Below are 12,231 nucleotides of genomic sequence, written 5' to 3' on the forward strand. Positions count from 1 at the left end.
AGCCCGGGCGCATAGTGTTGGTGCGCCCGGGATAAGCGGGGTTAAGTATTAGTCGCGTGCTCTAAGGGTAAATTGCTTTCTTGACTATCTGCGTGACGGGCAGCTGATAGTTTGCCGCCGGCAATCTTGCGCAGGGCAACATAAAATACCGGAGTGAGGAACAGGCCAAACAGGGTTACACCGATCATGCCGGTAAATACGGTAATTCCCATGGCATTGCGCACCTCAGCGCCAGCGCCGCCGGCCAATACCAGTGGAACAACACCGGCAATAAAGGCGACTGAAGTCATAATGATCGGGCGCAGACGCAGGCGGCAGGCTTCCAGTGCAGCCTCGACAGTGCCTTTGCCTTCCATTTCCAGTTCGCGAGCAAATTCCACGATTAAAATAGCGTTCTTACAAGCGAGCCCCATCAGTACAACCAGCCCGACTTGAACAAATACATTGTTGTCGCCGCCAGTAGCCCAGACACCAAATAGTGCAGCCAGCAGACACATGGGCACGATCAGGATCACCGCCAGTGGCATTACCCAGCTTTCATAGAGGGCGGCCAGCACCAGGAATACCAGTAGTACTGCGAGAGGGAAAACCACCATAGCGGCATTGCCCTGGTTGACCTGCTGGAAGCTGAGGTCGGTCCACTGGATTTGCATGCCCGGTGGCAGGGCTTGGCTGGCAACCTGCTCAACCGCTGCCAGTGCCTCGGAAGAGGACAAAATGCTGGGATCGGACTGCCCCATCAGGTCGGCTGCGGGATAGCCGTTGTAGCGGATCACCGGATCGGGTCCGTAACTCTGGCGCAGGGTCACCATGGTGCTGATGGGCACCATCTCCCCATTCATATTGCGAGTGTAGAGATTATCGAGATCCTGCACTTCATCGCGGAAGGGTGCATCAGCCTGGGCAACGACCTGGTAGGTGCGGCCGAAAAGGTTGAAGTCGTTGATATACATAGAGCCGAAGTAGAGCTGCAGGGTGCCGAACAAGTCGTCCATGCGCACACCTTGAGCCTTGGCCTGTAGTCGATCCACTTCCGCGTCCATCTGCGGCACATTGGCCTGGTAGGAGCTGAAGGGGTAGCTGAGGCCGCTGGCTTGGCTCAGGGCACCAGCCAACATATTGGTGGCGTTTTGCAGCTCACCGTAGCCGGCACCGCGACGGTCCTGAACATAGAGCGAGTAGCCGGAGCCGGCACCCAGACCGAAGATGGGCGGCGGCATAAAGGTCATGGCAAAGCCTTCCTTGATCTGTGAGATCTTGCCATTTAGCTCCGCAGCGATTTCCTGGGCACTGCGCTCACGTTCATCGAAATCGTCGAACAGGATAAATACCGTGCCCACGTTGGGAGTGTTGGTACCTTGCAGGGCATTGAAGCCGACAAAGGCCGCGGCGTTGGCAACACCTTCTGTTTCCAGGGCCAATTCACTCACGCGGCGAGCAACTTCCTCGGTGCGATCCAGGGAGGCACCTTCCGGCAGGCGGATACTACCCACCAGGTAAGTCTTATCCTGAACCGGAATAAAGCCGCCGGGGACCTGTTGGAACAGGGCGAAAGTACCGCCGAGCAATATCAGGTAAACACCAAATACGATACCGCGACGCTTGAGGCTACCACCAACGATCCGCTGGTAACGCTCGGAATTGCGCTGGAAGAAGCGGTTGAACGGGCGGAATATCCAGCCGAACAAACGCTCAATAATCCGCGCGGGCATATCCGGTTTGGCGCCGTGAGGCTTCAACAGAGTTGCCGCCAGAGCCGGAGATAGAGTCAGAGAGTTGATCGCGGAGATAATGGTGGCGATGGCAATAGTGGTGGCAAACTGGCGGTAGAACTGGCCGGTGATGCCGTCCAGGAATGCCATGGGCACAAACACCGCGCAGAGCACCAGGCTGATCGCGACAATTGGACCGCTCACCTCTCGCATGGCCTGGTGGGCAGCGGCTAAAGGTGTCAGTCCCTCCTCGATATTCCGCTCGACGTTTTCCACCACCACAATGGCGTCATCCACCACAATACCGATGGCCAGCACCATAGCGAACAAGGTCAGGGTGTTGATTGAGAAGCCCAACATCAACAGCACCGCAAAGGTGCCGACAATAGATACCGGCACGGCCAACAGTGGGATCAATGAAGCGCGCCAGGTTTGCAGGAACAGGATAACTACCAGAACCACGAGCAGCACGGCTTCCAGTAGGGTCTTGATCACTGAGCTGATGGAGGTGCTAACAAAAACCGTGGGGTCGTAAGCGACTTCCCACTTGAGGCCTTCCGGGAACTGATCATCCAGTTCAGCCATTTTCTCCCGTACCGCCGCAGAAACCTCCAGTGAGTTGGAGCCGGGGGATTGGAAAATAGGGATGGCGACAGCCTGGCGGCCGTTGAGCAGGGCGCGCAGGGAGTCCTGGGAAGAGGCCAGCTCTACACGGGCCACATCTCTCAGGCGGGTGATCTCACCATTATTGCCGGTCTTGAGTACAACATCGCCAAACTCCTCTTCACTTTCCAGGCGGCCTTTGGCGTTAATGGAAATCAGGAAGTCGGAGCCGTTCGGCATGGGGGAGGCGCCGATCTGGCCGGCGGAAACCTGTACGTTCTGCTCACGCACGGCACTGACAATATCGGCAGCAGTAATGCCTACGGCGGCGGCTTTCTGCGGGTCCACCCACAAGCGCATGGCGTAGTCACCGGAACCGAATACGGCGGCAAGACCCACGCCGGGAATGCGCGATAGCTCATCGCGAATATGCAGTACGGCGTAGTTGCGAATATAGGTAGCGTCGAGGCTATCGTCCGGTGAAATCAGGTGCACCGCCATCATCAGGTTTGGCGACTGCTTCTGGGTAGTAACACCTTGCAGGCGGACATCTTCAGGCAGGCGCGGCAGGGCCTGGGACACCCGGTTTTGCACCTGTACCTGGGCTTGGTCCGGGTCGGTGCCCAACTCAAAGGTCACGTTCAAAGTCAGGGTGCCATCACTGCCAGCCACTGACTTCATGTAGATCATATTTTCCACGCCGTTAATCGCTTCTTCCAGCGGCGTGGCTACAGTTTCTGAGATCGTCTTAGGGTTAGCGCCAGGATAGCGAGCACTCACTTGCACGCTGGGGGGTACAACTTCGGGATATTCGCTGACCGGCAGTGAGGGAATACTGATCAGGCCGACGACGAAAATAATGATCGACAACACGGATGCAAATATCGGTCTGTCGACAAAGAAACGGGAAAAATTCATATACTGCTACTCCGAGAGCGACTCAGTCAGCCGCTCGGATTCCATTGATAGGATTAGCTGAATGTATGGGCTCACTTCGGCAAGCCCCTTGCTCTTTGTTTAGTGGCCAGCGACTTGGGTCGCCTTTACCTGCTCCTGCATGGCCACCATTTCCGGTGCGACGGGCATGCCCGGGAAGAAAATCTTTTGCAGGCCATTCACCACAATTTTCTCGCCGGGCTCCAGGCCGCTGCGGATAACCACAAGGTCACCTTGGCGTTGGCCAGCGACCACGGGGCGCTTTTCGGTGACATTACTGTCGTTGACGATGTAGACATAGCGGCGGTCCTGATCGGTAAGAACCGCTTTGCTATTGATTAAAACTGCCTGTGAAACCTCTTCAATTGGCATTTCCACCCGGGCAAATTGCCCCGGTCTGAAAAAGCCGTCCCTGTTGTTAACCACAGCGCGGAACTGAATAGTGCCGGTATGGCTGTTCAAGCGGTTATCAATAAAGTCCAACTCTCCACTGTGTGGATAGCCCTGCTCACCGGCGAGACCTACGCGCACAGCAGGTTTTTGCCCGCTATTAAGTAAGTCGCGGCCCTTAGCAAAAGTCTGTTCGTCACTTTCGAAATACACGTACATTGGGTCGACAGAGACCAGCGTTGTCAGCAGGGTGCTGTCGGCATTGGCGAGATTGCCTTGAGTAACCAGGGCGCGGCTTACTCGGCCACTTATTGGTGCTTTAACTTCAGTGTATTGAAGGTCCAACTGGGCATTTTCCAGTGCTGCTTCGGCGGCGCTGAGAGCCGCTCGGGCCGAATCTCGCGAAGCGATACGCCGGTCGTATTCCTCGCGGGAGATGGCTTTGCTGTTGAGTAGCTGTTTTGCCCGGCCGGCTTGCTTCTCGCTATAGGAGAGGTCGCTGCGAACCCGAGCCAGGTCTGCGCGGGCGGCGCGTTCGCGGGCCTGATAAGGGCGGGGGTCAATGGTGAACAGGACATCGCCCTGTTTGACCAGAGTTCCCTCGGCAAATGAAACCTTGTCGATATAACCGCTAACCCGCGGGCGCAGTTCAACGGTTTCTGGGGCTGCCACACGGCCGGTAAAGCTGCGCCACAATGTCGTATTTCCTGCAGATACCTGGGCGACCTCCACAGCTGGGGGAGGCGGTTGTTGACCGCTGGGTGCGTCACTGTTGCAGCCGGCGAGTACCAGTGCAGATACGCCGAATAAAACCGTCGTTAATTTTCTTACCATTACGCGTGTACTCCCTTTGCTACGGAGGGGGAAGGGCTATTGGGTGCTTCTCCCAGTAAGGGCGTAACTCTAGCGCTGGCCAAGTTGGTTGCGGTATCCGGGAACTGTTAATTGATTGCCTATTTCTACTTAAGACGTGCTTTTGGGTTGGAAGGATCACATTCTATTGGATGTGTAAAGAACTGGATATATAACTAGTTATCGCAAAAAGTGATTAAGATATTACAGCGACTGTAGGGCTATTAATCGGTTATAGTTACCTATTACTGCACAGTGATTGCCCAATCCTGCAAAACTACACGGAAATTGCCTAAAACTCCGTATACTCTGTGCCACTTCGTGTTGAGTCGTGGAATTGTTAGCGGGCACAAGGGGAGCATATGAGCATTGAAAAAAGAGCGGAATTTAACTCTGTCGCCATGGATATGGAGTCGATACGGCAGAAGCTGATTGCCTCCCTGATGCGTCAGGCACCGGAACAGGGATTAAATGAAACGGTACTGGGTGGTCTCTCCCTGATTCGCTGCAATGAGCCGGGAGCCTGTGCGGCATCGGTGTATACACCGTCCCTGAATTTTATTATTCAAGGCCGCAAGACCTTGGAGCTGGGAGACCGGGAAATCTCCTATATGCCGCTGAGCTATGTGGCAACCTCAGTGCACTTGCCGATCCTGGGGCGTGTTGAAGACGCTTCCCTGGATACTCCGTTTCTCGGCGTAAAGATAACGATCGATCCGCAAGAGGTGGCAGACCTGGTTATGGAGCTGGGTGATAAGGCGCCGGGTGTGGAGGCTGGCTACGACTGCCCCGAAGTCAGCTGCGGCCTGTGCCTGACCAAAATGGATTACGGTATGCTTGATGCGCTAAACAGGCTGGTCTCCTTGCTGGATAGCCCTAAAGATGTCCCGATACTGGCGCCATTAGCCCGGCGTGAGATTATCTATCGCGCCCTGATGGGGGAGATTGGCGCGCGGATGCGCAAGTTTGCCATGGTAGATAGCCAGGCGAACCGGGTATCCCGCGTGATTGAGGTGCTAAAAGACCGTTTCTCAGAACCGCTGCGTATCAGTGACTTGGCCGACCAGGCCAATATGAGTGAGTCATCCCTGTATCACAGCTTTAAGCAGATCACGCGCATGTCCCCGTTGCAGTTCCAGAAAAAGCTGCGTTTACATGAGGCGCGACGCCTAATGTTGACTGAGGGACTGGAAGCGGCTTCCGCCAGCTATCGGGTTGGCTATGAGAGCCCCTCTCATTTCAGTCGTGAATACAGCCGTATGTTTGGTCTTCCGCCCCGCGCGGACGTGATTAAATTGCGCGGTGAACAGCGGGTCCCAGCTTAATTTGAAACTGGGTTGCCCTGCTTCAAAACAAATAAGCTACACCACCCTTCGGGACTGATATCGCCCTCCACAACCAGGCAGGCATTGGGGGGCTCAAACAGCTGACAGTCCACGCACTTTTTCCCATCCTTGGGAGTATCCTGGTAATTTACCTTGTCTTTTTGCGCTTTGATTTGGGCCTGAGCTGAGGGTGTTGAAATAAATGTGGCAGGAATTAAAAGTAGCGATGTTCCTGAAAGCTTAAGAAAGTGGCGACGGGAGTTGTCTAGAGGCTTTTCCATAAATGAACGCCTGAATGATGAAAATAAGTTTCTGGCATTCAGGTTAGCTGGAGAAGGGAGTTTTGCTCAAATTAAAGGCTTTGTTTTAAGCGGTAATCTTATTCTATTTGTTAAATTGGAGACGGCGCCATGTAGGCGCCGTCTGTTTTTACTTCTTTACTTGGTTACGCGTATTTTAGCTACAGATTTATCTCCGCTGCGAGATACGACCCGAACCTTTAAGCCGTAAGGTGTGATAGCGCGGCCGGCATCTGGTATTTCTTCGCTGCTATAGCTCCGGGTGTCATTAAACAATGGGTAGCGGCGGTTGTGAGTGTCACTTAAGAGTATGCCGTAGTCCTCGAGTAAATCCAGAACCATGTCGTCGGCTCTTTCGATGTTAAATGTGGCATCGTGAACCTGATAGCGGGTACTGGCAACGGAATCATCACTCCATCTCAATACATTTTGGTCGGCATCAACAACTCCGAGGAAGCCATTTCCTGGGTGTACGCCAACCCAGTTATTATCGTAGCTGGAATCTACGTACCAAACCAAGAGTCCTTCTGTGAAAGTGAGCATCTCGCCGGCTACATTCACATGTGCCAATCCGGCATCAACGCCGCGATGAGTACGCCATTCGAGTAAGTAGTAGTGATCGTGCTCAAGATAGCCTGGGTTTCGGCTAAAGCCTGCAAGGCTAAAGTTGCCATCAGTTTCAGCATCATCGAAAAGGAATGTTGTGTCATCAATTTCGATGCTGATGTCATCGGCAAAAAGACCTGAATTCGCTACGGCGCCATCAGTAATATAGGTAAGTGAAAGGCTAATTTCTTGCCCGGCGTAAGCGCTTAGATCGAATGCAACGTCAATCCAGCCCTCGGAGCTACCAGTAATACCATTACCTGGGTTGGTGCCGTTGGGGTTGGTATCTGTAGTTACTGAACCAGGAATGGAGACAAAGCCATCACCGGAATCTACCATGATCGCGGCGTAATCCCAATCCAGCTCAATGTCGTACCAAGCTTTGAAAGAGAGGCTTGCTGTTTCTGCATTGCTCAGATCAACAGATATTGTCATAGAGTTTTGCAGGTTGTTGCCGCTACCGCTGAAGTAGGCGTATTCTCCACTGCTGGGTTCGGTAACTATTTCTTGTTTTGCTGGTAGGTCAATTCGGACTGCATCGTTATTGGTCCCCTTATTAACCGCTTCATCGAGTAGCAACTCGATACCGCGGCGAGGAATTTCATCTAGTGCAATAGTTTCACCATGAAGCCAGTTCCCACCATGGTTGTGTTGCAGGTATTCCTTGGCATAGGCAGAGAAGCCGGTGGGCTCTGAGCCAGGAATAATACCAGCCCAGCTACCACTGGACATGATGGACCAGGAGGAGACGGGTTCACCGCGACCGCTACCATCGGTATCGTATTCATCGGGCAGGCCTAGATCATGGCCATATTCATGGCTGACAACGCCTGCAGCGGCGTCCGCCGGCTGAATGGTGTAATCATAAGCAGCCATGGTGCCGCCCCAGTAATCTACCTCCGCAGTGGTCCCTTCAAGTGGATAGACTCCGCCAAGATTCCAACGGTGAGACCAAATGGCGTCTTCACCCAGTTGCCCGCCACCAGCTTCTTCACCAACCGAGGAGTGGAAGATCATGATGTGGTCTACTAAACCATCTGCTTCCCAAAAATCGCCATCACCATCCAAGTCGTAACGGTCTTCAATATCAAAATCTGACAGGTTTACTGTGGGGTCGGCAGCTGCAGCTTCCAGGGCTTCACGAATCAGGGAGCGGGCATCACCATCGGTGTTATTGCCGTAATAAGCGGCTGGTTGGCTGGCCATATACCAACCTGCTACAGAGCCCTCAACTGAGTAGCTGTTACCGGATTGCTGCCAGTAAAACTGCTGCATAGATAGCATGTTTTCTCCATTGGGGCCTTCAAAGCCGTTTTGGGAGAAAAGTAAGTCAGCGTAATGTTCAGCGGCGTAATCTGCGTAGTACATATCGCTTTCCCCAGGCTCGATGCTGTTATGGGGAAAATCGGGGAACTCCATCAAAATAGCGAGAACCCGTGCAGTTTGGGCTTCACCGTCGAAGCTCTCTAGTTGAATGTTTCTAGGGTGGCGGCTGCCATGGTTGTGGTGAAGAGAGCCTTTGCCCCTTTTAAGCCGAGGGTGATGTCCTCCTCGGGCATCGCGCATCATTGTTACGGTATCGCTGGAAAGATCTTGAGCCCCATTAATGCTATGGGTGGCCCGCTCTTTTAAGTAAGTTCTTAAAGTACGTTCAGCTTCTGCAATAGAGGCATCTTGGCTGATGCGCCCAGAGCGCTTGAGCATATCAATTAATTTGGCTTCATTGGCAATGACCAAGTCAACTTGATCACCACCTTTTTGATGTGAATTAATCGCCTGGGCATTGGCTGCCATCAGGCTCAGTGCAAGTGTGCTGGCGGAGAGCAAACTATTTATTTTTAACATAGTCCCTTCTTGTGCGTTTCGAGATAAATTAAAACTAGTATCGAAACCTGACCCAAATAGAATTTTTTATAGTAGCCAGATTTCGAACTTTGGTAGCTTGGTTTTTTTATTGTCAGCTACAAAGGAATGACGTTTTTGTAGGAGTTGGCCGCAATATTTTTGTGGGGGGCGGAGTAATTTTACACCTTAGTATTACTTTTACGTGATTTTATAGTGTTTTTTAAAAGTAAAAACTCATTAGCTTATCAATAACAGGGGGTTGATAATGTAAGGTGTTGCTCACTTATGTGTTTTGGTTTTCCAGGGCATCCAAAGGCAAATCTGTAAGCCTCCATTAGGGCGGTTTAAAAGCTGAATATGTCCATCATGAGCATCAATGATTTCTCTACATAGAGCTAATCCCAAGCCCACGCCTTGCTCTTTTGTTGAGAAGAAGGGGAGTAGTGCCTGCTCAAGTACTTTCTCACTCATCCCGCAGCCTCGGTCGGAAAGTACTAGCTTCTGTCCAAAATTGTCGGTGCTAACTTCAAGTTCAATATCTTTGCTATCGCTACCAGCTTCTCGTGAATTCTTAATTAGATTTAGTAGAGCTTGCTCTATTTGGATGGGGTCAAAGTAGCCGGGTTCATCTGGCAGGCTTCCCTTAAGGGAAAAAGCTTGAATTGGCATTATGCGATTGACTAGCTCCTGCCAGCTAATAGTCTCACAGCTTGGAGCTGGTAGTTTGGCAAAAGAGGCGTATCCCTGAGTGAACTCTGTCAGGTGTTTACAGCGGTCTGCAATAATATCGAAAACCTTCTCCAAAGCCTGTTCTTTTCCAGGTTTTGTTACCAGCATTTTTCCAGAATGCGCGAGTGATGAAATTGGGGCTAGAGAGTTATTCAGCTCATGGCTGATCAAACGGATAACTTTTTTCCAAACTTCTACTTCTGCACGAGTTAGCTCACGGGTCATTTCGCGTAAAACGATTAGTCGGTGTTTTTGTGTGTTTAAAACAAAAGTACTGTTTCCGATATGCATGGAGTGGGGACCATTGATGTCGGCATAATTAAACAGTCCATTCTTCCAACTGTTAATGGCGCTGGCAATTTCTTTGGGACTCTGGGATAAAAGCTTCTGTAATAGTAGTCCTTGTATTGGCCTTCCATTGTTAAGAAGTTGCTTGGCACTACTGTTTGAATAAATAATACGATCGTTTTGATTCACCAGTAGAAGAGCTTGGGGTGATGTTTGGATAACCGTATCCAAAAGGAGTTCCCGTTGATAAATATGGGCACGTTCCTTGCGTAAGTGTTCCCCTATCTCGTTATAGAGAATTGTTATTTGTCGGAGTTCACTATCCTTGGGATGTACTAGGGAGATTGAGAAATCGCCGTCACGGAAATTTAGCAGGCCGTTTTGTAATGATTTCAGGGTGCTAGTTAGGGGGGCAATTATAAGGCGAACCAGTACAATTAATAACGGCAATGAAATGATAAGTCCCGCTGACCAGGCGAGTGATGGGCTAAAACCAGCCCGAGTACCGAGCCAGGATATGGTAATACCGGCGACTAAGGGAATGGCCGCTGTTGCAATAAGGCGGCCTTCAAGTGAAAAATATTTCGACATCAATAGGGTATACCGTGTTTTTCCAGGCGGCGGTATAGTGCTTGGCGGCTCATGCCGAGTTCTCGCGCAGCCTGGGCAATAATGCCATTGCAGTTGGATAGTGTCTCTTGTAGCAACTCGCGGCTGGGCTCAAAACTCACTTCCACTTTATCGGTTGTCATTTGCTCAGGAAGTGCCAGGACGGCTTCATCGATAGTATCCTCCTGACTTAGGACGGCCGCTCGCTGCATAACATTTTGCAGCTCCCGTACATTGCCGGGCCAATGATAGCGAGTAAGGGCATTTAATGCTTGAGGAGATAGTTTTTTGGAGTTACCACTTTCTGCGAGGAAGCTTATTGCAAGGGGGGCGATGTCCTCAGGGCGCTCATGCAGTGGAGGAAGGCGCAGCTCTATAACATTGAGTCGATAAAATAAATCCTGGCGAAACTTGCCTTCCTCGATAGCCTTGTGGAGATCCCTATTGGTAGCACTGATTACCCGAACTTTGGTTTTGCGGGTTTGGCTGCTGCCTAAACGCTGGAATTCCCCGGTTTGTAGTACGCGCAGTAGTTTCACCTGGCCACTGGGTGACAGCTCGCCAATCTCATCGAGAAATAGGGTGCCGCCATTGGCAGCTTCAAACCTGCCTTCCCGTGCCCGATTGCCGGCGCCGGTGTAGGCTCCAGGTTCGGCTCCGAACAGCTCTGCTTCCATCAGATCTTCTGGCAGTGCACCTACGTTAACTTTAATAAAAGGCCCTTCTCTAGATGAAGAGTTCGCCTGGACAATCTCAGCAATCTTTTCTTTGCCTGCCCCATTTGGCCCTGTGATCAGGATGGGAACTTCAGATTTCGCTACTTGAGTGGCCATCTCCAACAGCTTTTGCATTTTATCGCTGCGGTAAATTATGTCTTGTAGTAAAAAGTCCTCCCGTAATTGGCTGCGAGCATTCAAAGCTTGTTGCTGGGATGCCTGCTGGCGCTTTTGTAGTTCTCCCAGTTCCAATAAATTGTTAATTGTGGATATTAGTTTATTGTCATCCCAGGGCTTACCCAGGTAATCAGCAGCACCAGCTCTGACTAACTCGACGGCCATTTCCAGTTGAGTCCAAGCTGTCAGCAGGATAATCGGAAGGTCCGGATTTATTTCCCGAATCGCGAAGAACAGTTCTTTGCCTTCTTCTCCAGAAGTTGTGTCAGCGGTGAAATTCATATCCTGGATAACCAGGCTGACATCGCTGTTCTCTCGTAGTAGCTGTAAGCCGGCTTGAGGAGTAATCGCACAAAGTGGCTGCAAGTCATGCAGAGACAACAGGATCTCCAGGGCGGAAACGATACTGCTGTTGTCGTCAATAATAAGTACTTTGTCCATAGTTTCTAAGACACGCTATTAAGGCGCCTATTATGCAATGTGTTGATGGCGAGGGGGAATGCTTGTGGCAGGTTTTCCCTGCCACAAATAGATTAGGGAGAGTTAGTGGACGATGTGTTGCTCAGCAGGTTTATGGTCGAAGCTGAGTACCCTCGCGAGCTGCCACTTTCCGTCTACCTGTTTCCAGAGATGAGTAAACTGTGAACTTTCCCGTAAGATCTCAGATTTGTCGTCATTGATGCCATAAAATCGATGGGTGCCTGACTGAATAGCACCGTAATGGTTAACAGGGTAGATTTTAGTACTCTCGATTACCAGTTCACGACGTGCACGAATACCATTTCCATTCTCACGCTGTTTACACATATTGGTAATGGCATTGACAAACTCCTCTCCAGACTTTGCTGTTTGACCCCACTTGTCATGGTACATTTCAAAGTCATCGGTAACCAAGTTTTGTGCTTCTCTTAGATCACAATTATTGAATAATGCATCAAATAAACGTTGGTCGGCTCTAGTAATTTGTTGTACTAGTTCTTCAGTTACTAGTGGGCCAGCAATAACCGGATGTTTTTCAGCTTGTGAGTTTGGGCTAATGAAGGTTAGCCCCACAAAAAATAAAGAAGATATTTTTTTTAACAAGATCAATGTCCTTATTGTTTATTTTCTGTAGTCTGGGCATGTCCGCCGGATGTGACAAATA

General features: G+C 51.0%; 8 protein-coding genes. 1 reads left to right on the plus strand and 7 read right to left on the minus strand.

Going from position 1 to position 12,231, the window contains the following annotated elements:
• Positions 1-41 precede the first annotated feature (41 nt).
• Both ACJJI8_RS09890 and ACJJI8_RS09895 read right to left on the minus strand, forming a co-directional pair.
• Positions 42-3,233: an efflux RND transporter permease subunit gene (locus tag ACJJI8_RS09890; RefSeq protein WP_444934912.1), complete on the minus strand. Its 3,192-nt coding sequence runs from the start codon at positions 3,231-3,233 to the stop codon at positions 42-44.
• Positions 3,234-3,332: 99 nt separating this feature from the next.
• Positions 3,333-4,475, minus strand: a complete 1,143-nt coding sequence (locus ACJJI8_RS09895; protein WP_282934203.1) for an efflux RND transporter periplasmic adaptor subunit — start codon at positions 4,473-4,475, stop codon at positions 3,333-3,335.
• A gap of 380 nt (positions 4,476-4,855) precedes the next feature.
• Here ACJJI8_RS09895 and ACJJI8_RS09900 point away from each other — a divergent pair, with 380 nt between their 5' ends.
• Positions 4,856-5,818 (plus strand): AraC family transcriptional regulator, encoded by a 963-nt coding sequence (locus ACJJI8_RS09900; protein WP_282934202.1) that lies wholly within the window; start codon positions 4,856-4,858, stop codon positions 5,816-5,818.
• Here ACJJI8_RS09900 and ACJJI8_RS09905 read toward each other — a convergent pair.
• From ACJJI8_RS09905 to ACJJI8_RS09925, 5 genes are all read right to left on the minus strand, one after another.
• Complete coding sequence (locus ACJJI8_RS09905; protein ID WP_444895145.1) at positions 5,815-6,099, minus strand: hypothetical protein; 285 nt, start codon at positions 6,097-6,099, stop codon at positions 5,815-5,817. The genes ACJJI8_RS09900 and ACJJI8_RS09905 overlap by 4 nt on opposite strands.
• Before the next feature lie 156 nt (positions 6,100-6,255).
• Positions 6,256-8,568: an immune inhibitor A domain-containing protein gene (locus tag ACJJI8_RS09910; protein WP_444934913.1), complete on the minus strand. Its 2,313-nt coding sequence runs from the start codon at positions 8,566-8,568 to the stop codon at positions 6,256-6,258.
• Positions 8,569-8,847: 279 nt separating this feature from the next.
• Positions 8,848-10,176, minus strand: a complete 1,329-nt coding sequence (locus tag ACJJI8_RS09915) for a sensor histidine kinase (RefSeq protein ID WP_444934914.1) — start codon at positions 10,174-10,176, stop codon at positions 8,848-8,850.
• Positions 10,176-11,528 carry a sigma-54-dependent transcriptional regulator gene (locus ACJJI8_RS09920; RefSeq protein ID WP_444934915.1) on the minus strand — a complete coding sequence of 451 codons (1,353 nt, stop codon included), beginning with the start codon at positions 11,526-11,528 and terminating at the stop codon, positions 10,176-10,178. Before ACJJI8_RS09920 ends, ACJJI8_RS09915 begins: the two co-directional genes overlap by 1 nt.
• Before the next feature lie 102 nt (positions 11,529-11,630).
• Complete coding sequence (locus tag ACJJI8_RS09925; protein ID WP_444934916.1) at positions 11,631-12,170, minus strand: nuclear transport factor 2 family protein; 540 nt, start codon at positions 12,168-12,170, stop codon at positions 11,631-11,633.
• Positions 12,171-12,231: the final 61 nt, after the last annotated feature.

Source organism: Microbulbifer maximicatervae (SeqCode) (assembly GCF_052467695.1).